Below are 23,345 nucleotides of genomic sequence, written 5' to 3'. Positions count from 1 at the left end.
TAGACTTAAATTCGAAACGCAATGAAATTTAAATTTCTATTCTTATTCTGCCTTGCAGTAGTAAATATTCAGGCACAAACGACAAAGAAAACCACTGCAAAAAAAACGGCCGGAAAAACAACAACAGCCAAAGCAGTTACTAAAACTGTAAATCCGGCAGAAGGGATTTTTGCAACCATTTCTACGACTAAAGGCGATATCGTTTTATCATTGGAATATGTAAAAGCTCCTGTAACGGTGGCTAACTTTATCTCTTTGGCAGAAGGTAAAAATCCGAATGTAAAAGTGGAGAAACTGAAAGGAAAACCATTTTATGACGGACTGAAATTTCACAGAGTGATCAATGACTTTATGATACAGGGTGGTGATCCTGACGGAAACGGTTCAGGAGGTCCGGGTTATTCTTTTAAAGATGAATTCGTACCGGAATTAAAATTCGAAAAAGGCGGTGTTCTGGCCATGGCCAATTCAGGTCCGGCTACAAACGGAAGTCAGTTTTTCATCACACATAAAGATACACCGTGGTTAAACGGAAAACATACTATTTTTGGCCATGTTGTTTCAGGAATGGACGTGGTAAATAAAATAGTTCAGGATGATATCATGACAAAAATTACGATCACCCGCAAAGGTGCGGCAGCAAAGAAATTTGATGCTGTAAAAGTAATCATTGATGATGCCAAAAAAGGAGAAGCTAAAAAAGCGGAAAACCAAAAAGTAGTAACAGAGAAAGCCGCTTATTTTGCCGCTACTAAAGCCACTGCCACTACAACGGCTTCAGGCTTAAAATACACAATTACACAAAAAGGATCCGGTGTAAAATTACCGGAAGGATCTAACATTTACTTTCACTATGCCGGTTATTTCGAAGATGGAAATCTTTTTGACAGCAGCATTGCCAATGTAGCAAAAGCGTATGGTAAATACGATGCCAACAGAGATGCCCAAAAAGGATATCAGGCTTTTCCTTTTGTAGTAGGTAAAAAAGACGGAATGATTCCTGGTTTCATTGAAGCCCTTGACATGATGACCGATGGCGAAAAAGCCATATTCTTTCTTCCCGCACCTTTAGCGTACGGAGAAAAAGGTGCAGGAGGTGTAATTCCGCCAAACGCTACTTTGGTTTTCGAAATCGAAACGTATAACGCTCAGCCTGTAAAGTAATTTCTTCGGATTGCTTTTCAGTATAAACTAAACCATCAGAATTTATTTTTTGATGGTTTTTTATTGCTGTGGCTGTCGTTTTGTTTTATATTTTAATCACAAAGGAAACTCCATCCTCACAACCACAAAGCTTTGCGAACTTCTCCCCATTTGCCAATAATCATTATTAATTTACTTGCGTTCCTTGCGGTCAAAAAAAACAGCCATTTTCTGCCAAATCAATAATTTAAACCTCAAATCACACCTTCACATTATCACTACTACAAGGTTTTTACAGATTTTATACCAAATCCTAAACAAAATACCTTACCTTTGCCGGCTTGAATTTTTAAAACAAAAGAGTTAGGATGTCACAAAATAATGTATTAAAAGGAGTATTTTTTGTTGCTTTAGGAGCTACAACTTACGGAATGTTAGCCACTTTTGTAAAAATGGCGTATTCAGAAGGATATACAACTGCCGAAGTAACAACCTCTCAATTTATACTTGGAATTATTGGTATTTTGCTGATCAATACCTTTCAGAAAATAAAACACAAAGACAACGTAGTAAAGGCTACACCCAAAAATATTTTCAGCCTGATGCTGGCCGGTACTTCATTGGGAATGACGAGTTTATTCTATTATCTAGCTGTAAAATTCATTCCCGTTTCCATTGGTATTGTATTATTGATGCAGACCGTCTGGATGGGTGTTTTACTGGAAATGATTTTAGAAAAAAAATTACCGTCGAAACAAAAGGTTTTCGCGGTATGTATTGTACTGATTGGAACTGTTCTGGCTACCAACATTATTCATAACGATATCGCCCTGGACTGGAGAGGCCTTGTATGGGGCATTATGGCGGCGGCTTCTTTTACTACTACCATGTTTACCGCCAATCGTGTAGCCACCGAAATTTCATCGGCACAACGCAGCCTGTACATGCTTTTGGGCGGGGCAGTGATTGTATTTACTTTTGCTTTTTTCACTCAGGTGACTCCTTTCAATCTGGCTATTTTCCTGAAATGGGGAATTGTATTATCCCTTTTCGGAACTATCATACCACCGATGCTGATGAATATTGGTTTTCCGCTCACAGGAATTGGTTTGGGAAGCATTGTTTCAGCACTGGAACTTCCTGTTTCGGTAATGATGGCGTATGTTTTATTGGATGAAAAAGTAATTTTCCTTCAATGGGTCGGTATTCTGCTGATCATTCTGGCAATCATTATAATGAACGTAAATTTTAAGCGTAAAAAGTAACTTATATTGTATAGTTCTAAAAAGATGAACTTAATAATATAATATTTGTTAATTTTTTTATAAATTCGTGGTAAAACAATATTTACCATGAATCTACCCTGGCATTTGTACGTAATGGCTTTTCTTTATATAATTGCCGGAATCAATCATTTTAAAAATCCGGGAATGTACATCAGGATCATTCCCCCCTTTTTTCCAAATCCCAAGTTATTAAATCTTTTAAGCGGAGCTGCCGAAATTATTCTGGGCATACTGCTCACGCTTCCTGTTGCTACGCCTTATGCAGCCTGGGGAATCATAGCCCTGCTAGTGGCTGTTTTTCCTGCTAATCTGTATATGTTTCAAAAGAAAAAAGGAAGTTATTCTATCGTGAAATTTATTTTATTAATACGTTTGCCCTTACAGATTGTATTGATTTTATGGGCATACCAATACACCCTTTAACAATCAACTATTAATTAAAATTATTTTATCATGAAAAAATTATTTGCCGAGTTCTTCGGAACGTACTGGCTGGTTTTTGGAGGCTGCGGAAGCGCCATTTTTGCTGCCGGATTTCCAGAATTGGGGATTGGATTTGCAGGTGTCGCACTCGCATTTGGACTGACCGTACTGGCAATGGCGTATGCAGTCGGACATATCTCCGGAGGGCATCTTAATCCTGCCGTTTCCTTAGGCCTTTGGGCCGGAGGTAAATTCCCTGCCAAAGATCTTATTCCCTATATCATAGCACAATGTGTGGGAGCCATAGCCGCAGCAGGAACACTTTATACCATAGCATCCGGAAAAGCCGGCTTTGCCATTGACAGTACCAAAGCGGGGGCTTTTGCCTCAAACGGATTTGGCGCATTTTCTCCTGATGGATATTCTTTACAAGCTGCTTTTATAGCCGAATTTGTACTGACTTTATTTTTTATCCTTATAATCATGGGGGCGACAGACAAATTTGCCAACAGTAATTTTTGCGGAATTGTCATCGGTCTTACCTTAACTGTTATTCACTTGATTAGTATTCCGATTACCAACACTTCCGTAAATCCTGCCAGATCGCTTTCTCAGGCGCTTTTTGTGGGCGGCGGCCCCTTATCTCAGGTTTGGCTGTTTTGGGCCGCTCCTGTTTCAGGTGCCCTCCTGGGTGGTTTTATCTATAAAAACCTGTTACAAAAGCATTCTGAAGAAGCACAAATAAACAAATCAACTATTACATAACCCTTAAAACAGTAAACTATGGAGTTTTATTTCTTACTTATAGAAGCAATCTCAGGCGGCGGTTTCGGGCCTTCCTGGTAATATCGCCTTTGGTATCATTCCGAAAAGCACAAATAATCAAATCAACTATTACATAACCCTTAAAACAGTAAACTATGGAGTTTTATTTCTTACTTATAGAAGCAATCTCAGGCGGCGGTTTCGGGCCTTCCTGGTAATATCGCTGTCGGTATCATTCCGAAAAGCACAAATAATCAAATCAACTATTACATAACCCTTAAAACATAAATTATGGAGTTTTTATATTTCTTACTTATCGGAGCAATTTCAGGCTGGTTAGCCGGTCAATTATGGAAAGGCGCAGGGTTTGGCCTTCTGGGTAACATTGTTGTGGGTATTATTGGCGGAATCTTCGGAGGATGGCTGGCTGCCAGACTCGGTATTGGCGGAGGCGGATTGCTTTCGCAGATTATTATAGCCGCCGGAGGTGCATGGGTTTTGTTGTTTATTATCAGCCTGATCAAAAGGTAAATATTAATAAATCATAATTACGATGATATGATGCAGTATAAAGAGAAAAGTAAAGTCCCATTTTTACTTTTCTCTTTTTTTTTTAAACACAACAAAGCTAAGGATCTATTAAACAAACATATATCTATTAAAATCTATATTATTATTTCATTAAATTACTTAAATTTGACATTATACTCTCCACTGTTATGAATGAAATAATTGCATACTTTAGTACGATTCCTTCCTCACACAGAAGTTTAATTCTGGTGGGAGGCATCACTATTTTTTGGTTAATTGAAAATACCTTTCCGCTGTTTCAGATGCAATACAAAAAGTGGAATCATGCGGGTATCAATTTCTTTTTCACCTTTACGACCATTATTGTCAATTTCATACTGGCCTTTATTTTAATCAGAACAGCCGCATGGACCACTCAAAATCATTTTGGAATTTTAAACTGGCTGCCCGAAATCCCAATCTGGCTGTATACGATTACCGGATTGTTGCTCTTAGATCTAATTGGCGCCTATTTAGCACATCTTACCCAACATAAAGTGAAGGTGCTATGGCGTTTTCATCTTATTCACCATACCGATACCTGGATCGATACCACAACGGCCAACAGGCATCATCCGGGCGAAAGTGTGATCCGTTTTTTATTTACTGCTTTTGGAGTCCTACTAGTCGGAAGTCCGATGTGGATGGTGTTTTTGTACCAGTCCCTTTCAGTCGTGGCCTCGCAGTTCAATCACGCCAATATTTCGATGCCTGTCAGGCTGGATAAAGTTTTGAGCTATTTTATCGTTTCCCCCAATATGCATAAGGTACACCATCATTATGTCCTGCCTTATACAGACAGTAATTATGGCAATATCTTTTCGATTTGGGACCGCCTTTTCGGAACTTTTACAACCTTACCGAAAGAAGATTTAATCTATGGCGTAGACACTCATATGCTGCCGGAGGAAAATAACAAATTAAAAAAATTACTTCATATTCCCTTTCAAAAATCAAGATCTGCAAAAAACAGTTAAAATCATAAAAAAAACAGCATTGATCGAACCAACTAATTATTTTTTTTATTAATATTGATATATAAATTGAAAATCAATCTACTAATCATTAACCCTATTTTTGAATTAATTTTCACGTGATGAAAAAGAGTAACCGCAAAGAATTGAATTGGGAACAAACGGAAAAACTTGTTTCGTTAGCCTTGGAAGAAAAGAATCCATTTGAAATTATAAAAAAAGAATTTGGATTGGCAGAAAAAGAAGTACTGGAAATCCTGAAGAAGAAGATGCCTCTTGAAAAATTCGAGATGTGGAAAAAGAAGGCCTTAGCAAATAAACCGAAACCGAAACCCGTTAAAATTGATGATTTTGATGAAGATTTGGATGGAAAATATTATATAAAGAATAAACTAGACTAAAAAAAGCTCCTGGAATTCAGGAGTTTTTTTTTTATTTTTATAAGTTTTATAACAATTCTGTAACAATTTTACGTTTTGTAAGTCAAACACGAATAACTAAACTCAAGCAAATGAAAAAAATAATTTACACGTTAGCGCTCGCAGTAACATTGTGGAGTTGTAAAACCGGTTCTGCCGGAGCTGCGAAAAAAAATACTGTAGATGTTAACATTAATCTTACTGACGTAAAAGACGATAAAGTTCTGGTAACAGTTACAGCACCGGAAATCAAAACAGATGAAATAACATACAGCATTCCAAAAACAGTACCGGGAACCTACTCTACCGATAACTACGGTAAATACTCAGGCGATTTTAAAGCGTATGATGCCAAGGGAACTGAATTGGCCGTTAAAAGAATTGACGATAATTCATGGTCGATTTCAAATGCAAAAACATTACAAAAAGTAACCTACCTGGTTGGGGATACCTTTGACACTGAAAAAGGAACAGGATTTGGTAATGATGACGTTTTCTCGCCTGCAGGAACCAACATTAACGCAGGAGTTAACTTCATGGTAAACACACACGGTTTTGTAGGTTATTTTCAGGACAAACTAGATGTACCTTACAAAGTGACTATTACGCATCCTGAAACACTTTGGGGAGCGACTTCAATGACAGACGAGGATGCAAGTAAAACAAGCGATGTTTTTACAACGCCACGTTATGCTCTTTTGGTCGAAAATCCAATTATGTATTCTAAACCGGATTACACGACTTTTAATGTAAACGGAATGGATATCCTGATTGCGGTTTATTCTCCAACAGGAAAATTTACGGCAGAAAGCATCACTCCGGAAATGAAAACAATGATGACCGCTCAGAAAAACTTTTTAGGAAAGGTAAACGCCACTAAAAAATATACTGTTTTGTTGTATTTGTCAAGCATGGCCAAAGACGATGCACACGGTTTCGGAGCTTTGGAGCACCCAACAGCTACAACGGTTGTGTTACCGGAGTCTATGCCTAAAGAAAAACTGGTAGAATCTATGAAAGACGTCGTTTCTCATGAGTTTTTCCATATTGTGACACCGTTGACCGTTCACTCCAAAGAAATTCAGTATTTCGATTACAATGCGCCAAAAATGTCTGAGCATTTATGGATGTACGAAGGGGTGACAGAATATTTTGCCAATCTTTTCCAAATCAATCAGGGATTAATTACTGAAGCGGAATTCTATACGCGTATTGCAGATAAAATCCAACAGTCAAAAAGCCTGAACGATACGATGTCCTTTACAGTAATGAGTGCCAATGTTTTAGAGCAGCCTTATAAAGACCAATACTTAAACGTATACCAAAAAGGTGCTTTAATCGGAATGTGTATCGATATTATCATCAGAGAAAAAAGCAACGGAGAAAGAGGTATTCTGGACTTAATGCACAAATTGTCTAATGAATATGGTATCGAAAAACCATTCAATGACAATGAGCTTTTTGCTAAAATCACACAACTGACATATCCTGAAGTGGGAGAATTTTTGAAAACCTATGTACAGGGAACCACTCCAATTCCTTACGATGTTTATTTGGCTAAAGTGGGGGTAACAAAATCAATGGAGAAAAAAGCAGGACCTGTTTTCCTAAAAGGACAAACACCTTATATCAGTATTGATAAACAAACCAAAGAAATCATAGTTCGTCCTGATATTGAGCAAAATGAGTTTTTCAGGAATTTAAACTTAAAAGGCGGTGACATCATTGTATCTGTCAATAGCAAACCCTATTCTTTAACCAATATCTATGATTTAATCACGGAAAGTGAAAACTGGAAAGAAAACGATCCGATCACACTGGAAATCAAACGTGCCGGTGCAGCGCAGACTATAAAAGGAACCATAAAATTACCATCTGAAGAAACAGAAACTTTTAAAGGTACTGATGCTTCAAAAGACAAACTTAGAAATGCATGGTTAAAAGGATAATCTTTTAATCTCAAACATAAAAAAACCGACAAGTGATTGTCGGTTTTTTTTATGTCTTGTATTTTTTTACAATGTTTTCTTGTCGTCTGACTGAGCGAAGTCGAAGTCCCCGTAAGCCGAATCACTTTGCGCGACTTCGACTTCGCTCAGTCTGACAGTAATATTATTTCTTAACCGGGAACTTCCAGTCAAATTCATCTTTGTCATTGATTATCGCTCCGATTTCAAACTTTACCACTTCATCGAATTCCGTCTGAAGAATAAACCAGTTGTCTTCGTTGAAATAATTCTCGAACGTATCAAAAGTCTCCTGATTGTACTTTGTGATTCCTTTTGTTGCCAGATCTTTTTTTACATCCGCAATTTTTCTTCCGATCAGTTTGTATCCGAAAACTTCCAAATCATTACTGGAAGCTACCAAATACCCTAATTTCAGCTCTTCTTCCTGATAAAATGTCAGTCTGATTTTTTGGGCATTGTATACGAAAATAACATTATCGTCTTCGTCTGTATAATTTTTATCCGGTTTTCCCAAAGCAGCTGTTACATCATTTTGCTTCATTCCGAAAAGCAATTTATCAATTCCCGATTTTAGATTTATTTTCATATGGATTGTCATTTTATTTGAAGTGCAAATTTCGTGAAGTTTTTGGAAACTCTGTTATGTTTAATCTTTTTGTTTGCCACGAATTACACAAATTTTCACGAATTTTATCAGGCTGAGCGAAGTTGAAGCCCTACCCTTTTCAAAAGCCTTCGACTTCGCTCAGGGTGACATCAAACTGAGTGAAGTAAAATAATCTGTCAGGCTGAGCGGAGTCGAAGCTTCTGTATCCAGAAACCTGACAGGTTTTAAAAACCTGTCAGGTTTAGCTGGCGCAACCTAATATTTCTTTTTATTCGGTTTAGCACTCATATAAAAAGTGATTTTACCACCATTTAATACATCTGAATGTTTCAGGAAAGGTTTGTCTAGCTGTTTTCCATTTAGAAGCACTTTACTCACAAACACATTCTTATCCGATTGATTTACCGTCTCCACTTCGAAATTTTTGCCGTTCTCTAAGTTAAAGATTGCATTTTTAACCAGCGGGCTTCCCAAAGCATATTCGTCAGAGCCCGGAGCTACCGGGTAAAAACCTAAACTGCTGAAAATGTACCAGGCACTCATTTGTCCGAAATCGTCATTACCGCCTAAACCGTCGGCTCCGTTTCGGTACATTTTCTTCAGGATCATTCGGATCTTATCCTGTGCCTTCCACGGCGAATTGGTCCAGTTGTATAAATACACGACATGGTGTGAAGGCTCATTGCCATGAACGTAGTTTCCGATGATTCCGTCTCTGGTGATATCTTCGGTGTTTTCGAAATATTTATCCGGAAGATGCATGTTGAACAACGAATCGAGTCTTACATTGAATTTGTCATTTCCACCCATCATTTTAATCATTTCTGCTGGATCCTGCGGTACATACAAGCTGTAATTCCACGAATTTCCTTCAATAAAACCCTGCCCGTGCGTGTCTAACGGATCAAATTCTTTCTTAAACGTTCCGTCGTTTAATTTCGGACGCATGAAACCTGTTTTGGCATCATACACGTTTTTATAGTTTTTAGATCTTTCTATGAATTCATTGTAAATTTCAGTTTTCCCTAATTTTTTGGCAGCCTGAGCAATCGCCCAGTCATCATAAGCATATTCTAAGGTTTTGGAAACCGATGCCCCGTTTTTGTCTTCCGGAACATAACCCATTTTCATATAATAGTCCAGACCATCGTAATATCCCACTTTGGCAGTATTCACACACGCCTGTAGCGCTTTTTCCCGGTCAAAATCTCCATTTCCTTTTACAATCGCATCGGCCACTACAGAAACGGAATGATATCCGATCATACACCAGTTTTCATTGGCATAATGCGACCAGATCGGCAGCATTTTATGTACACTCTGATTCGAATGCGCCAACATCGAACTAATCATATCTGAATTTCGGCTCGGCTGAACAATATTAAATAAAGGATGCAAAGCCCTGTACGTATCCCATAACGAATAGCTGGTATAGTTTTTAAAGTTTTCGGCTTTGTGAACATTCATATCCAGCCCTTTATAGTTTCCGTCGAGGTCCATATATTCTGTCGGACCTAAAAAGGCGTGATACATGGCCGTATAAAAGTTCACCAGGTCTTCTTTCTGAAGTGTTTCGATCTGAATTTTATTCAATTCTTTATTCCAGACTTCCTGACTTTGTTTTTTAACACGTTCAAAATCCCAGTCCGGAATTTCTTTTTTCATATTTTCAAGCGCTCCGGCAGAACTTACCGGAGACAGGGCCATTTTTATTTTGATCTTCTCGCCTTCATCTGTATTGAAATCAAAGAACAATTTCAGGTTTTGACCTGCCATTTCCGGAAAGTTTTTCGTTTGATCAAATCTGCCCCAAAAGCCTCTGTAAACACTTTTTTCCAAAGCCGCCTGTCCGTAACTTTTAATGGGTTTACTGAAAGACATCGCAAAATAAACCGTTCTGGTTCTCGCCCAGCCGTTGGTCTGGCGGTATCCGGTAATTAAAGTATCGTTTTCTACACGGACAAAAGTCCAGACATTCTTTTTATCATAGTTATAAATCCCCGAAGTTAAGTCCAGGATAATATGGGCTTCGTCTGACTTCGGAAAAGTATATTGATGCATTCCAACGCGCGTTGTAGCCGTCAGTTCCGCTTTGATGTTGTGATCTTCCAGCAAAACACTATAATACGCCGGCGCTGCCTTTTCTGTTGCATGGGAAAATGCGGATCGATATCCGGATAGCGGTTTTGCTGCGGTTCCGGGATTCAGTTGTAATTTTCCGGTGGTTGGCATAATTAAAAAATCACCCAGATCCGAATGGCCCGTCCCGCTGAAATGCGTGTGACTGAAACCGACGATGGTTTTGTCTTCATATTGGTATCCTGCACAATATTTATAAACCTCACCATTGTATTTGCCGTTTAAGCCGTACGCGATGGTATCGGTTTCAGGACTTAATTGTACACTTCCAAACGGAACGGTTGCTCCAGGATAGGTATGCCCCATTTTTGCCGTACCGATCATGGGATCGACGTACTGAATTAAATCCTTAAGTGTATTGGCTTTTTTCTGCGCGTGGATTGTAGTCAGACCACCAAACATTACGATTAATGATCCGAAAAGGAAACTTTTACTGTTCACCATATTCATTATTTTTATTTTAAATTTAAATTTAGTAAGATCAATATCTTACTAAAACGATTTAATACAATCTTCAGGTTTGAAAATTACAATAAATTATGTCTTTTAAAAAATATAAATACGCTTCAATCTCCATTACTTTTAAATATCTTTGATTTGTTAAAAGACAATTTCATTCATGAAAAATTATATTTTAGTTTTATTTCTTTCGATTTCTACTTTCGCTTTCTCGCAAAAAACAGACAGTTTCATATTAAACAAAGAGCAGATCATTCAAAGAGAAGTTAATGGCTTAAGTGATTTTCCTATTTACAGGGCCTACGAGTTTCAGGACAAAAGCGGTGTTTGTGAATTGGTTCTATTCGAAAACAGAAAGATTGTTTCGAAAAAAGACACTTTAAACACTAAAATTCAGGCCATTTGCGCGATGAATGATCACGGTGGTTTTCGGGAGCGATGGACGATTAACGATTTAGTGGATAATGAAGAAGCAGAAACAAATATTTGGTTCTGGACGAAATACTGCTCTGTCAAAGACCTGGACGGAGACGGTTACATTGATCCTGTAATTGTGTATGGAACAAGGGATGAAAACGAGTACATCAAACGCGTTAAAATTATTACGGTTTATAAGGATAAAAAGTACGCCATACGTGCAGTGGAATCTGAACTTGATTTGGGCAGAAGTTTTAAGAAAGATGCCAACTGGAAATTACTGCCTCAGAAAATAAAAACCTATATAGATCAATTGGTTATAAAACTACGAAAAGAGCAGGATTTACTTTTGAAAGACGGATAGGTTTTTAAATTCCAATTTTTAAAATTGCTTCGCCTGTTCGCTGGCGCTCGGGTGCTAATTCCAAACCGGGAACGAATATTCAACGGTAATACCAATGTAACTCGCTATCAGACTGATTCGGAAATAAAGTTTTAAAGTTTTCTTTTCAGGTTTTCTTTTACTTCATCGAACCATTCGTTTCTAAGAATACTCAGTACTATCGAATTGCGACGCACATCGCTGTTTGATGTTGGCATATGACTTCTAAGAACGCCTTCGACTTTGCAGCCGATGCTTTTCATGGCGGCAATACTGCGCTCGTTGTTATTATCGGCACGGAATTCTACACGTTCCATTCCGAGTGTTTCGAAAGCAAATTGCAATAACAGGAATTTACAGTGTTTGTTAAGTCCGGTTCCCCTGAATGCAGAGCCGTACCATGTATAGCCTAATTGTACCGTTTTGTAGTCCAGCTGGATGTCGTAAAAACGGGTTGAACCGGCGTATTTTTGAGATTTTTTATCGAAAACAATGAAGGGGAATTCTTTTTTATTTTCTCGTTCTTTTACAGCAGACTTAATATAATTAATCAGATTTTCTTTTCCGTCAGCACCAACCAATGAATATTTCCAGGTTTCCGGTTCGTTGATCGAGATTTCTACTAAATTATCGACGTCTGATTCCTGCAAAGGACGCAATAAAACGAAGTCATCTTCTAAAATGACGGGGTCTGAGAAATTGAAATTTGATGTTGTGCTCATACTTTTTTTGTTCGTAGTGCAGCGCTGTGAAATCTTTGCACGCCTTTTTTTTAAAGCCATTTCGCAGAGATTCACGAAGTTTCGCAAAGTTTAATTATTCACTCATTTCATCATAGCGTTCCGGCACCTGCGGATCGTACAACGGGCATTTGAATTCTTCCATCAGGCTTACCAGCTGATTCATGGTCTTGCCTTCGGTTCCGTAGCAGTCGATTCGTACGCTTTGTGGTGTTGTTATCACCTGAAAAGCACCTTTTCCTGCCGTGTTTTTCCAGCTGTTGTCATCTACTTTTTCCCATTGCGAAAATACCGATCTGATTCGGTTCATAATTACATCCACCGGAAGTTTCTCCAGGCCTTCTACTTCCTGTTCTTCCACAAGGGCTTCGTACACTTCGTGATGGTTCAGGTAAATTTCGTCTAAATATTTCCAAAAAAGTAATTCGTACATATGCTTGATTTTTTTACCATGTTAGTGATTATAAGATAATATAAGCCATTGGCATTCTAAATGAAGGCTATGTCTTGTAAATTAAGAAGAGGGCTTCGACTTCGCTCAGCCTGACAATTTGAATTTGTTTAGCCTTCCCGTTGACTTCGCTCAGCCTGACAATTGAATTCATTTAGCCTGATTTTGCCCAATCCAAATTAAACTTCCATCATTCTACATTTACTCCACTGAGCCTAATTCTTAAATGAACTTATAGTACTTATATGGTGAAATAAATTAATATATAAATATTTGGCAATTCTCCTATAATAGTTAGAAGCACTGCTGTGCGTCTCTACAACGCGCCTCTACAGCGATAACCTGTGTACCTTTGAACCTTTGCCCCTTTGCAACTCAAAAAAACTAATATTCAAATGTTCCGTATTCGCTGGTAATAGTAAGCTTTTTAGCATCAGCTGCTTCTACCCTGCCCACGATTTGCGCTTCAACATTAAATGATTTTGAAATCGCAATAATATCCTGTGCAATATTTTCCGGTACATAAATTTCCATACGGTGGCCGCAGTTGAAAACCTGATACATTTCTTTCCAGTCTGTTTTTGATTGTTCCTGAATCAATTTGAACAAGGGCGGAACAGCAAATAAATTGTCTTTTATTATATGTAAGTTCTGAACGAAATGTAAAATCTTAGTCTGTGCCCCACCACTGCAGTGCACCATTCCATGAATTTCGTTTGGAGTATAGGTGTCTAAAATTTTCTTGATAATCGGCGCATAGGTTCTGGTTGGAGAAAGTACCAGCTGACCTGCGTTTATCGGGCTGTTTTCTACAGCATCCGTTAAATTTACCTGACCTGAATAGATTAATTCTTCCGGCACCAGCGCATCGTAACTTTCAGGGTATTTTTTAGCTAAATATTTACCGAAAACGTCATGACGGGCAGATGTTAAACCATTGCTTCCCATTCCGCCATTATAGCTTTTTTCGTAAGTCGCCTGACCAAAAGAAGCCAGACCAACAATAACGTCACCAGCTTTAATATTGGCATTATCTACTACATCGCTGCGTTTCATGCGGGCTGTTACCGTAGAGTCTACAATTATGGTACGAACCACATCACCAACATCAGCTGTTTCTCCACCTGTGGAATGAATCGTTACGCCAAAAGATTTTAATTCGTTGATTAATTCCTCTGTTCCGTTGATAATAGCCGAAATCACTTCGGCAGGAATCAGGTTTTTATTTCTTCCTATTGTAGAAGAAAGCAAAATATTATCGGTAGCACCAACACATAATAAATCATCGATATTCATGATTAAAGCGTCCTGAGCGATTCCTTTCCAAACTGAAATATCACCGGTTTCTTTCCAGTACATATAGGCCAGGGAGGATTTTGTTCCTGCTCCGTCTGCATGCATAATCAGGCAGTGTTCTGAATCCTGAGTTAAATAATCAGGGACAATTTTACAGAATGCCTGTGGAAATAAACCTTTATCGATATTTTTTATGGCGTTGTGTACGTCTTCTTTTGATGCCGAAACACCTCTTTGTGCGTACCTTTTGCTAGAATCTGAACTCATGAAAATTAGTTTGTGTTGATGTGGTGCAAAGATAATCCCTTTTTTTAATTCTTCGAATGATTCGTAAGTGGATTGTAAAAAGTTTTGGCACGAATTACACGAATTTTCACTAATTTTTTTCTTTTGAAAAACAAAAATCATCCTTAGCGGATGATTTTTGAATGTTTAAACTTTTTAGAATTGTTTAAAAAGGTAGTTTACTTTAGATCGCACTATTTACAAAACAAAAAAACAGATTCGTGAAAATTCGTGCAATTAGTGGCTAAAAAAAAACTATTTTGTAAACAACAATTCTCTGTATTTGGTTAAGGTCCAGCTTTCGTCATCGACCAATAATTCTAATTTGTCGCAGTGATTGCGGATATCTTCAAAATACGGTTTTACTTTATTGCAATAGGTCTCTGCCATTTTTTGTGCGTCGGTCAGCTGATTGGCTGTTTTTCTTTCATTTGTCATGGCCAGAACTTTAGAATTGATTCCTTCAATATGACCTGAAATTTCTTTTATCAAAACAATCTGCTCTTTTGCAATGGTCTCAAACTCTTTTCCGAAGATTTCTTTTAATCCTTTTACGTTTTCAATTAACGTATTCTGATAACGGATTGCAGTCGGAATAACATGATTTCTGGCAATGTCGCCTAAAACTCGCCCTTCAATCTGGATTTTCTTGGTGTATTCTTCCAGTTCAATTTCGTAGCGGGCTTCCGCCTCCACATGGTTTAAAATTCCCAACTCGCCAAATAAATCCAAAGCTTGTTTTGAAACTTTTGCTTTAATCGCTTCCGGTGTGGTTTTAAAATTACTTAAACCTCTTTTTGCTGCTTCTTTTTCCCAGGCGTCGCTGTAACCGTCCCCTTCGAAAAGTATTTTTTTCGACTGTTTGATGTATTCTCTTAAAACATTAAAGATGGCGTCATCTTTTTTCATGTCTTTGGAATCAATCAAATGATCTACTTCTGTTTTGAAATCTTTCAGTTGTTTGGCTACAATGGCATTCAGCGTAGTCATAGCATTCGAACAGTTGGCGTTGGAACCCACAGCCCTGAACTCAAATTTATTTCCGGTAAAGGCAAAAGGCGATGTTCTGTTTCTATCGGTATTATCCAGAAGAACGTCCGGAATTTTACCCACTACATTCAGTTTCAAATCTGTTTTTTCTTCAGGAGATAATTTTCCTGTAGTCACACTTTCTAACTCTGATAATACTTTTGTCAACTGCGCCCCGATAAAAACCGAGATAATGGCCGGCGGTGCTTCATTAGCACCTAACCTGTGATCATTACTTGCCGTTGCGATAGAAGCTCTTAGCAATGTTTCGTAGTCATTTACCGCTTTAATCGTATTGATAAAGAAAGTCAAAAACTGCAAATTGCTCATCGGTGTCTTGCTCGGACTCAATAAGTTGACTCCCGTATCGGTTGCCAGCGACCAGTTGTTGTGTTTTCCGGAACCGTTTACGCCTTTAAAGGGCTTTTCGTGAAATAACACCTTGAAATCATGACGCTCTGCCACTCTTTGCATGACATCCATTAATAAAGAATTATGATCTACGGCAAGATTGGTTTCTTCAAAAATCGGAGCCAGCTCAAACTGATTCGGTGCTACTTCGTTATGACGCGTTTTTACCGGAATTCCCAATAACATACATTCCTGCTCTAAATCTCTCATATAGGTTAAGGCACGGGTCGGAATAGAACCAAAATAATGGTCGTCCAATTGCTGTCCTTTTGCTGATGTATGTCCAAGTAAAGTTCTTCCTGTCATTACTAAATCGGGACGGGAATTGGCCAGCGCTTTGTCAATTAGAAAATATTCCTGCTCCCAGCCTAAGGTCGCAGTTACCTTTTTTACGTTTTTATCAAAATATTTACATACTTCTGTAGCCGCTTCATCCATTGCAGATAAAGCTCTCAATAACGGAATTTTATTATCTAATGCTTCTCCTGTGTAAGCAATAAATACGGTTGGTATACATAATGTGGTTCCGTAGATAAATGCCGGTGAAGTCGGATCCCAGGCCGTGTATCCTCTGGCTTCGAATGTATTTCTGATTCCCCCGTTCGGAAAACTGGACGCATCCGGCTCCTGTTGTACCAATTGTGCTCCGCCAAATTTTTCTACAGGATCACTGCCGTCATAAGAAGTTTCAAAAAAAGCATCATGTTTTTCTGCAGTGGTTCCGGTTAATGGCTGAAACCAGTGGGTGTAATGGGTAACCCCTTTGGCAAGAGCCCACTCCTTCATTCCCATGGCAATATAATCGGCCAGTTTTCTGTCTATTTTAGTTCCGTGCTGAATAGCATCCCGTACTCCTTTTAAAGCATCTGAAGTCAGGTATTGCTTCATTGCTTTTTCATTAAACACATTTAAGCCGAAAATATTTGACTTTCTGTCAATTTCTTCAAAATGTACTGGCTTTCTGGTAGAAGCTTCTTTTAAAGCTTGGAAACGTAATGTTGACATGTATATAATTTTAAATATTGGTACTAATTTTTACTAAAAAAAGAGGAACAAATATAAGCAATAAAACGCCCTGTTTTAAACATAAATCACAGATTTTTATGCGAAGATTTTTCAACAGAAGAGGCTTTTTACCAAGAATAATGAATTTGATTTGAAGAAATATAACAAATTATGTTACTATTCCTGATTAAATAAACAATTTTTCGCAATCGATTGGGCATGAAATTCAAAAAACACGCCTAATTATTACGAATTTATTTTTTATAGGTGTTAAAAATTGCTTTTTTAAAAATATACCCCTCTCAAAATTGCGCTTATGCAAAAAATTATAGTCCGCTAAACAAAATAGCCCCCTAATTTTTAGGACTAAAAAAATAAATCTATATTTGACCCAGCGAAAAAACAAAAAAAAATAAATTTATATTATTATGGCTAAAATTAAGTTAGAGTACATTTGGTTAGATGGATATGAACCAACTCAAAATCTTAGAAGTAAAACTAAAGTTGAAGAACACGAAAATTTCAAAGGAACATTAGAAGAACTTGGAAACTGGTCATTTGATGGTTCATCAACAAAACAAGCTGAAGGTGGATCTTCTGACTGTTTATTAGTCCCTGTTGCAATTTACCCGGATCCAACCCGTATTAATGGTTGGCTGGTAATGACAGAAGTAATGTATGCTGATGGTACTCCACACTCTTCTAACGGTAGAGCTACTATTGATGACGATGGTGATTTCTGGTTCGGATTTGAACAGGAATATTTCATCATGGACACTAAAACTTTATTGCCATTAGGTTTCCCTGTTGGAGGATATCCTGCTCCACAAGGTATGTACTACTGTTCTGTAGGTGGAAAAAACACACACGGAAGAAAATTAGTAGAAGAGCATGCTGATTTATGTATTGCTGCAGGAATCAACTTTGAAGGAATCAACCAGGAGGTTGCATGCGGACAATGGGAATTCCAATTATTTGCTAAAGGTGCTAAAAAAGCCGGAGATGAAATCTGGGTTGCAAGATACTTATTAGATCGTTTGACTGAAAAATATGGTTACTATATCGAATATCACCCAAAACCACTTGGAGATACAGACTGGAATGGTTCAGGTATGCACGCTAACTTCTCTAACGAGGTGTTAAGAACATGTGGAGACCAGGCTACTTACGAAAGAATCTGTGAGGCTTTCAGACCTGTTACTGCTGAGCACATCGCGGTTTACGGAGCTTACAACGACCAACGTTTAACCGGTAAACACGAAACTGCTTCTATTCACGATTTCTCTTATGGAGTTTCTGACAGAGGTTGTTCAATCAGAATTCCTTTAATGACTGTTCAAAAAGGATGGAAAGGTTGGTTGGAAGACAGAAGACCAGCTTCAAACGGTGATCCATACAAAATTGCTGCAAGAATTATCAAAACTGTTAAGTCAGCGCTATAATTCATCGCTTACATTATATCCGAAAGTGCCATCATAACTGATGGCACTTTTTTTATCCCTATATGTCACATTGAGCGAAAAGGTTCTCGACTTCACCCGAACTGACAAAACAAATGGTAAATGTTTTTAAAACCTCCCCTATTTATAGAATTTCGAAGTAAGTTTCTTAATATTTAATTTTTAAGTTAAAATTCAAAAACTATCTTTGTAAATCATTAAAAAAAAATACCATGATAGTCTGGATTCTGTTTTTGTTAGCCGTTGTTTTTATTCTTGCTTTAGACTTGGGAGTTTTCAATAAGACACCCCATATTATCAGCACTAAAGAAGCCAGCAAATGGACGCTGATCTGGGTAACACTTTCTTTTCTGTTCTCGGGCGTAATTTACTGGTTGTACACCACCGATTATATTGCAAATCCTGATAACCTGAAACCGTCGGTCGCTTCCATGAAATTTATCACGGGTTACCTGATTGAACTTTCTTTGAGCGTTGATAATATTTTTGTGATCGCCATTATTTTTGCTTCCTTCAAGATACCTCAGAAATACCAGCATCGTGTTTTGTTCTGGGGAATTCTGGGCGCTGTTATTTTCCGTGGATTAATGATTTTCTTTGGTGTAATGCTGATCAACAAATTTACCTGGACAACCTATGTATTTGGTTTATTCCTGGTTTTTACAGCTGTAAAAATGTTATTCTCGGGAGAAGAAGAGGATTTCCACCCAAAAGATTCTTTTATTTACAAAGCACTTGGAAAAATTATTCCGATCACCTCAGAAATGGATCATCAGAAATTTTTCATTTTAACCGAAAGAGGAAAAAAAGCAGCTACTCCGTTATTTGTAGCTTTGATTGTGATTGAAGTGATGGACGTACTTTTTGCTGTAGACAGTGTTCCGGCTATCCTTGCCATTACATCAGATCCGTTTTTAGTTTTCAGTTCTAATATATTTGCGATCCTAGGATTGCGTTCTATGTATTTCTTCCTGGCAAATATGCTGGCAAAATTCAGTTATTTAGAATACAGTCTTGTGGCCATACTAGCCTTTGTAGGATTAAAAATGCTCTTACATGATTTTATTCAGGTTCCGGAATGGGCTTCTTTGGCGTTTATTGCCTTGTCACTTTTGGTAGGGATTTTGGTTTCTTTAAAATTTGGAAAAGAAAAAGAACTTACGGATTTAGATATCGAATAGTTTCTTCAAACATAAATACATAAAAAAAGGAAATCGTAATGATTTCCTTTTTTGTACTTGTAAAATAAATAAAGTAATACAATTCTTATATTTTAACACTTAAAAGTAAGATTACATCTAATTAAATATTATTTTTGTGTCATTATAATTAAAAATTTTATCATGAGAAAAATTTATTTTTACTTTATGTTAACCTTTATTATCATTAGCTGTGACAATAAAGAAGATGTTAATTCGAAAACCCAAGCTCTTAATAATCCTACACAAACCTATATTATTAATGGAGACATTGAATATATCTCCGAAATAACTGATGGCTCAAAGCCAAAAAAGCCAATACTTGTATATGACATTCCAAACTATTCAGATAATAATAATACAGCATATAAATCGTCCGAACAATCAACTTTCTTAAATTTTCATTATGGCTTATACAATCCTACAAAAAGCGGCTGTACTATAACAAGATATTTGGATTCAGGTAAAAGTTTTGAAACGGATCTGGGAGTATATGGACCAAATCCTTATCCTCAAATTAATGGCTATCTTGTAAGGGGATTTGGAGTACCTCATCAAAATCCTTATTATGGAGCATTAGTTTTAATAGCAAGTAATAAAGGAAGAAAAGTTAACACCAGAAGAGGAGTCATGGAAGAAAATCAAAAGAGAGGGTCTGCAATTTCAATTGAATTCCCCTTTGCGAAAAATGTATCTTATGAAATAACGATTAGAACTAAATTTCACGACAATCGATATTTAATTGACAAAAAATACAGTGATGGATATCCAACAGTATATGTACAACTAAAAGATGATGGAATTATTACATTACCTAATCTTAGGGATCAAAATCAAGATCCTTGTGAAAGAAAAGATTTAAATGAGATTGGTAGATATGGGATTGATAATTACAAAAGATCCTATACCCCAGATAATGGCGTCGAAGCGATAAAAGATATATCTTTTAAATTTTCACCAATAATTGAAAAAAAAGCGTTACTAGTCTCACTACATCCAAAAATGAGGACTGAAGGTTATGGGGCAATACCAATAAACGGCCATACAATGATTATACTATCTATAACGATAACTGAAAAACCCTTTGACCCTTCTATCAATGTAAATATTCCTGAACCTGTTAGACGACGCTATACTATAGATTAATTAAACTTTAATAACCAAAAAACAAAAAGGAGATCCATAGATCTCCTTTTTGTTTTTTGGTCTAACAATTAGTTTAAGCTCTTAACATTACTATCATCAATATTATATTTTGCAATAACCGCATTATAATCTGAATAATCTGCTTTTACCTTTTTTGCATTTACTCCATCATCTCCTGGAATAATAACAACCCTGAATGTTTTTCCTAACCTAAAAGTAGATGGTAACTGAGATAAATCACTTAGACTTCCATCAATAAAAACCGTAACTCTGTTTTTAGAAAAGTTAAAGTTATATTGAGCAGTTTCTAAACCATCATTAAAGTAATATATCTGAGGCAACAATGCCCAGCTGTCTACTCCCGTTGTGCTAACTAGCTCATATACCAAAACATTATCTCCCGACAACATTCCTGTCGGTGTGCTAGTCACAGCATAATTGGGTCCAGCAAAGTTAACATTATTCATTTCATAAACATAAGGGAGTAAAATTCCGCCATCTTGTCCCGGAGGCCCTTCTGGTCCTTCACAGCTTGAAAACGCTATCAATCCAACAACTGCGAAAAGGGTAAGTATCTTTTTCATAATTTATATATATTTTAAGGTTTATATATAAAGGTATTCCAAAAATCAAACCAAAAAAAGCAAATGCAGTTAATTTGTTATAAATTTTATTACTTTTTACTATTTCTTATTATGTCCTTTAATGTTATTTCTTTACAACTATCTGATTTCTAAGCAGTATTTTATTAAAGAACAACAGATGATACGGAAGTGAATTTTCCCAATAGTCCCAGGTATGTGCTCCCGGACGTTCGGTGTAATCGTGATCTACCTTATTATAGACTAATCTTCGGTGTAGTTCTCTGTTGGGTTCTATCAAAAAATCATCCACACCACAATCTATAATTAAAGGCAATTTGTTTGCTTTTATTTTATCGAGCATTCCCAATACAGAATTCTGCTCGTACAATTCAGAGTTACTGCTTTTATCGCCAAAAACAGGCTGCATCAATTTAATCACCTGAGCCGACGAATCCCGGTTGAGCATCGCGCTCATGTCTACTGCCCCGCTCATGCTTCCGGCAGCACAAAACAAATCAGGATGCCTGGCCGACAAGTACAAAGCGCCATGACCGCCCATTGAAAGTCCGGTAATCACACGTCCGTTTCTGTTACTAATGGTTCTGTACGTTTTATCTACTTTCTGAATGACTTCCTGGGTGATAAAAGTCTCAAACTGACTTTCCTTGTTTACCGGACTGTCCAGATAAAAACTAAAGGTCTCTCCTTCGGGCATCACAATAATGATATTGTATTGGTCGGATAAGCCCTGGACTAATTTTTTGTTTGGCGTGTTTTTTAACCAATCGCCAAAATGCCCGTAAGCACCATGCAACAAATACAGCACCGGAAAGGTCGATTTGCTTTTCAAATAAGAACCCGGAAGTACAACTGCGGCTTTGTAGGTTTTGCCCATAGCTGTACTTGCAATTTGTAAAGTATCCACTTTTGCAGCATAACTCATTGAGGAAATGCACAACAAAAATGCAAACGCTAAAAATTTAAAGTTTTTCATATTGATATTTTTTCTGATTAGGGATTGTAAATATAACTTTTTAGAATATAGTATATGAAAAATCTGAGGCCTTTTTTAGTAAGGAATGAGTAGGTTTAATCGCAACGGTCGCAAGGCTGGATTTTAAAAAACTTTTCGAACCTTGCGGTTAAAAAAAAGCCCTGTAGTTAAACATGGCTTTACTTAATAATGATCTTATGTTCATTACGGTACTGCGAGGCGCTTTTACCGGTATACTGTTTAAAGGACTTACTAAAGTGGCTGAAATTATTAAAACCACTTTCGTAGCAAACTTCATTTATAGTAATAGGTTTCTCTGCCAGAAGTTTGGAGGCGTGCACCAGGCGATATTCGTTTACAAACTCCGTAAAGGTTTTGTTGGATATTTTTTTGAAATAGCGGCAAAAGGACGGTGTGGTCATACTTACCAGACTCGAAACTTCGTCTATGGCAATCGATTCCTGAAAATGGTCTTTTACGTAATTGAAAACCACATTGATCCGGTCACTGTCCTGTGCATTCAGCTCAAGGGAAAAACCATCGGCGTTGAGTACTGTATATTCGTCTGAAGATTCCAATTCGTCCAGAATACTCAGAAGTGTCATCAGACGTTCTAACGGAGGTTGTTTTTCCATCATTTCGATCTTCTTGCCTATTTTCTTTTTGGTTTCCCCGCCAAAAGCGATTCCGGCTTTAGACTGGCTCAGGATATTCTGAACCTTTTTCATTTCCGGTATTCCAAAAAAGTCATTCCCTAAAAATTCAGGTTTAATGTGAATTACAATTTCGTTAATATTTCCGGTTTGTTCATTGGTGAAACCACAATGTGGCAGATTAGAACCTATCAGAATCAGACTTCCGTTGGTATAATAGGAAACATGGCTTCCTATTTGTCTTTTTCCCGCGCCACCATTGATGTAAACCAATTCAATTTCGGGATGATAATGCCATAAATGGGCTTTACTATTGGTTTTTTGAGCATGCTTCGTATAAGCAAAAGAGCTTCCGTAGGTATTAGAGATGACTTCAAGAGCCGGGGCGATAGTCTTCATGATCAAATCTTTAAAAAATAATAGCAAATTTAACAAAAATACCTAAAATAATTCAAATTTTAACCTATAACGGTTTCGCAACTGAGAATAAAGCACGATATTTCAAAAATCAGCATTTGAGAATAATCGATCAAATGGC

Annotated in this window: 21 protein-coding genes; 12 read left to right on the top strand and 9 right to left on the bottom strand. The window is 37.3% G+C overall.

Going from position 1 to position 23,345, the window contains the following annotated elements:
• The first annotated feature begins 21 nt into the window (after nt 1-21).
• The 8 genes from D0817_RS03565 to D0817_RS03530 all read left to right on the top strand — a co-directional run bounded on the left by D0817_RS03565 (nt 22) and on the right by D0817_RS03530 (nt 7,529).
• Complete coding sequence (locus tag D0817_RS03565; protein WP_127337029.1) at nt 22-1,164, top strand: peptidylprolyl isomerase; 1,143 nt, start codon at nt 22-24, stop codon at nt 1,162-1,164.
• A 347-nt stretch (nt 1,165-1,511) separates the two neighbouring features.
• Entirely contained in the window at nt 1,512-2,408 is an 897-nt protein-coding gene (locus D0817_RS03560) for an EamA family transporter (protein ID WP_127337028.1), read from the top strand.
• Between the two features lie 87 nt (nt 2,409-2,495).
• Nucleotides 2,496-2,852, top strand: coding sequence for a DoxX family protein (locus D0817_RS03555; RefSeq protein WP_127337027.1), 357 nt, complete (start codon nt 2,496-2,498; stop codon nt 2,850-2,852).
• Between the two features lie 30 nt (nt 2,853-2,882).
• Nucleotides 2,883-3,617 carry an aquaporin Z gene (aqpZ, locus tag D0817_RS03550; protein ID WP_127337026.1) on the top strand — a complete coding sequence of 245 codons (735 nt, stop codon included), beginning with the start codon at nt 2,883-2,885 and terminating at the stop codon, nt 3,615-3,617.
• Between the two features lie 291 nt (nt 3,618-3,908).
• Nucleotides 3,909-4,148 (top strand): GlsB/YeaQ/YmgE family stress response membrane protein, encoded by a 240-nt coding sequence (locus D0817_RS03545; RefSeq protein WP_127337025.1) that lies wholly within the window; start codon nt 3,909-3,911, stop codon nt 4,146-4,148.
• Nucleotides 4,149-4,336: 188 nt separating this feature from the next.
• The gene (locus tag D0817_RS03540) at nt 4,337-5,164 is read left to right on the top strand and encodes a sterol desaturase family protein (protein ID WP_127337024.1); all 828 of its coding nucleotides are present in this window, start codon (nt 4,337-4,339) and stop codon (nt 5,162-5,164) included.
• A gap of 119 nt (nt 5,165-5,283) precedes the next feature.
• Nucleotides 5,284-5,562: a DUF2805 domain-containing protein gene (locus D0817_RS03535; protein WP_047775685.1), complete on the top strand. Its 279-nt coding sequence runs from the start codon at nt 5,284-5,286 to the stop codon at nt 5,560-5,562.
• A gap of 110 nt (nt 5,563-5,672) precedes the next feature.
• A complete protein-coding gene (locus D0817_RS03530; RefSeq protein ID WP_127337023.1) occupies nt 5,673-7,529 on the top strand; it encodes a M61 family metallopeptidase in 1,857 nt (618 codons plus the stop codon).
• 163 nt (nt 7,530-7,692) lie between these two features.
• Here the strand turns inward: D0817_RS03530 and D0817_RS03525 are convergent, their stop codons facing one another.
• Together D0817_RS03525 and D0817_RS03520 are read right to left on the bottom strand one after the other, a co-directional pair.
• Nucleotides 7,693-8,136: a hypothetical protein gene (locus D0817_RS03525; protein ID WP_127337022.1), complete on the bottom strand. Its 444-nt coding sequence runs from the start codon at nt 8,134-8,136 to the stop codon at nt 7,693-7,695.
• Between the two features lie 276 nt (nt 8,137-8,412).
• A complete protein-coding gene (locus tag D0817_RS03520) occupies nt 8,413-10,698 on the bottom strand; it encodes a GH92 family glycosyl hydrolase (RefSeq protein WP_438590670.1) in 2,286 nt (761 codons plus the stop codon).
• Nucleotides 10,699-10,915: 217 nt separating this feature from the next.
• Here D0817_RS03520 and D0817_RS03515 point away from each other — a divergent pair, with 217 nt between their 5' ends.
• Nucleotides 10,916-11,536, top strand: a complete 621-nt coding sequence (locus D0817_RS03515) for a M949_RS01915 family surface polysaccharide biosynthesis protein (RefSeq protein ID WP_127337020.1) — start codon at nt 10,916-10,918, stop codon at nt 11,534-11,536.
• A 131-nt stretch (nt 11,537-11,667) separates the two neighbouring features.
• Here the strand turns inward: D0817_RS03515 and D0817_RS03510 are convergent, their stop codons facing one another.
• The 4 genes from D0817_RS03510 to D0817_RS03495 all read right to left on the bottom strand — a co-directional run bounded on the left by D0817_RS03510 (nt 11,668) and on the right by D0817_RS03495 (nt 16,771).
• A complete protein-coding gene (locus D0817_RS03510) occupies nt 11,668-12,276 on the bottom strand; it encodes a GNAT family N-acetyltransferase (protein ID WP_127337019.1) in 609 nt (202 codons plus the stop codon).
• Nucleotides 12,277-12,370: 94 nt separating this feature from the next.
• Nucleotides 12,371-12,727: a hypothetical protein gene (locus D0817_RS03505; protein ID WP_127337018.1), complete on the bottom strand. Its 357-nt coding sequence runs from the start codon at nt 12,725-12,727 to the stop codon at nt 12,371-12,373.
• A gap of 402 nt (nt 12,728-13,129) precedes the next feature.
• Nucleotides 13,130-14,308, bottom strand: a complete 1,179-nt coding sequence (locus D0817_RS03500) for an AIR synthase related protein (protein WP_127337017.1) — start codon at nt 14,306-14,308, stop codon at nt 13,130-13,132.
• Nucleotides 14,309-14,581: 273 nt separating this feature from the next.
• Entirely contained in the window at nt 14,582-16,771 is a 2,190-nt protein-coding gene (locus D0817_RS03495) for a glutamine synthetase III family protein (protein ID WP_127337016.1), read from the bottom strand.
• A 428-nt stretch (nt 16,772-17,199) separates the two neighbouring features.
• Here D0817_RS03495 and D0817_RS03490 point away from each other — a divergent pair, with 428 nt between their 5' ends.
• The 3 genes from D0817_RS03490 to D0817_RS03480 all read left to right on the top strand — a co-directional run bounded on the left by D0817_RS03490 (nt 17,200) and on the right by D0817_RS03480 (nt 20,576).
• A complete protein-coding gene (locus tag D0817_RS03490) occupies nt 17,200-18,213 on the top strand; it encodes a glutamine synthetase beta-grasp domain-containing protein (RefSeq protein ID WP_042563234.1) in 1,014 nt (337 codons plus the stop codon).
• A 230-nt stretch (nt 18,214-18,443) separates the two neighbouring features.
• On the top strand, nt 18,444-19,412 hold the full coding sequence (locus D0817_RS03485; RefSeq protein ID WP_127337015.1) for a TerC family protein: 969 nt from the start codon (nt 18,444-18,446) through the stop codon (nt 19,410-19,412).
• A 162-nt stretch (nt 19,413-19,574) separates the two neighbouring features.
• Nucleotides 19,575-20,576: a hypothetical protein gene (locus D0817_RS03480; RefSeq protein ID WP_127337014.1), complete on the top strand. Its 1,002-nt coding sequence runs from the start codon at nt 19,575-19,577 to the stop codon at nt 20,574-20,576.
• Nucleotides 20,577-20,644: 68 nt separating this feature from the next.
• On the opposite strand, the gene D0817_RS03475 is transcribed toward D0817_RS03480, so the two are convergent.
• From D0817_RS03475 to D0817_RS03465, 3 genes are all read right to left on the bottom strand, one after another.
• Nucleotides 20,645-21,160, bottom strand: a complete 516-nt coding sequence (locus tag D0817_RS03475) for a hypothetical protein (RefSeq protein WP_127337013.1) — start codon at nt 21,158-21,160, stop codon at nt 20,645-20,647.
• Between the two features lie 124 nt (nt 21,161-21,284).
• Entirely contained in the window at nt 21,285-22,154 is an 870-nt protein-coding gene (locus D0817_RS03470) for an alpha/beta hydrolase (protein ID WP_127337012.1), read from the bottom strand.
• 179 nt (nt 22,155-22,333) lie between these two features.
• Nucleotides 22,334-23,206 (bottom strand): AraC family transcriptional regulator, encoded by an 873-nt coding sequence (locus D0817_RS03465; protein WP_127337011.1) that lies wholly within the window; start codon nt 23,204-23,206, stop codon nt 22,334-22,336.
• Between the last annotated feature and the right edge of the window lie 139 nt (nt 23,207-23,345).

The sequence above is a fragment of the Flavobacterium cupreum genome (genome assembly GCF_003996965.1).
GTDB lineage: Bacteria > Bacteroidota > Bacteroidia > Flavobacteriales > Flavobacteriaceae > Flavobacterium > Flavobacterium cupreum.
This window is presented reverse-complemented; position numbering and strand designations above follow the sequence as displayed.

Excerpts from the sequence above, each read along its gene's own strand:
- D0817_RS03545 (WP_127337025.1), top strand. The coding sequence starts at position 3,909 with ATGGAGTTTTTATATTTCTTACTTATCGGAGCAATTTCAGGCTGGTTA.
- D0817_RS03465 (WP_127337011.1), bottom strand. The coding sequence starts at position 23,206 with ATGAAGACTATCGCCCCGGCTCTTGAAGTCATCTCTAATACCTACGGA.
- D0817_RS03475 (WP_127337013.1), bottom strand. The coding sequence starts at position 21,160 with ATGAAAAAGATACTTACCCTTTTCGCAGTTGTTGGATTGATAGCGTTT.
- D0817_RS03485 (WP_127337015.1), top strand. The coding sequence starts at position 18,444 with ATGATAGTCTGGATTCTGTTTTTGTTAGCCGTTGTTTTTATTCTTGCT.
- D0817_RS03470 (WP_127337012.1), bottom strand. The coding sequence starts at position 22,154 with ATGAAAAACTTTAAATTTTTAGCGTTTGCATTTTTGTTGTGCATTTCC.
- D0817_RS03515 (WP_127337020.1), top strand. The coding sequence starts at position 10,916 with ATGAAAAATTATATTTTAGTTTTATTTCTTTCGATTTCTACTTTCGCT.
- D0817_RS03490 (WP_042563234.1), top strand. The coding sequence starts at position 17,200 with ATGGCTAAAATTAAGTTAGAGTACATTTGGTTAGATGGATATGAACCA.
- D0817_RS03555 (WP_127337027.1), top strand. The coding sequence starts at position 2,496 with ATGAATCTACCCTGGCATTTGTACGTAATGGCTTTTCTTTATATAATT.
- D0817_RS03510 (WP_127337019.1), bottom strand. The coding sequence starts at position 12,276 with ATGAGCACAACATCAAATTTCAATTTCTCAGACCCCGTCATTTTAGAA.
- aqpZ (WP_127337026.1), top strand. The coding sequence starts at position 2,883 with ATGAAAAAATTATTTGCCGAGTTCTTCGGAACGTACTGGCTGGTTTTT.
- D0817_RS03535 (WP_047775685.1), top strand. The coding sequence starts at position 5,284 with ATGAAAAAGAGTAACCGCAAAGAATTGAATTGGGAACAAACGGAAAAA.
- D0817_RS03500 (WP_127337017.1), bottom strand. The coding sequence starts at position 14,308 with ATGAGTTCAGATTCTAGCAAAAGGTACGCACAAAGAGGTGTTTCGGCA.
- D0817_RS03505 (WP_127337018.1), bottom strand. The coding sequence starts at position 12,727 with ATGTACGAATTACTTTTTTGGAAATATTTAGACGAAATTTACCTGAAC.
- D0817_RS03520 (WP_438590670.1), bottom strand. The coding sequence starts at position 10,698 with ATGTTTGGTGGTCTGACTACAATCCACGCGCAGAAAAAAGCCAATACA.
- D0817_RS03495 (WP_127337016.1), bottom strand. The coding sequence starts at position 16,771 with ATGTCAACATTACGTTTCCAAGCTTTAAAAGAAGCTTCTACCAGAAAG.
- D0817_RS03525 (WP_127337022.1), bottom strand. The coding sequence starts at position 8,136 with ATGAAAATAAATCTAAAATCGGGAATTGATAAATTGCTTTTCGGAATG.
- D0817_RS03565 (WP_127337029.1), top strand. The coding sequence starts at position 22 with ATGAAATTTAAATTTCTATTCTTATTCTGCCTTGCAGTAGTAAATATT.
- D0817_RS03480 (WP_127337014.1), top strand. The coding sequence starts at position 19,575 with ATGAGAAAAATTTATTTTTACTTTATGTTAACCTTTATTATCATTAGC.
- D0817_RS03540 (WP_127337024.1), top strand. The coding sequence starts at position 4,337 with ATGAATGAAATAATTGCATACTTTAGTACGATTCCTTCCTCACACAGA.
- D0817_RS03530 (WP_127337023.1), top strand. The coding sequence starts at position 5,673 with ATGAAAAAAATAATTTACACGTTAGCGCTCGCAGTAACATTGTGGAGT.
- D0817_RS03560 (WP_127337028.1), top strand. The coding sequence starts at position 1,512 with ATGTCACAAAATAATGTATTAAAAGGAGTATTTTTTGTTGCTTTAGGA.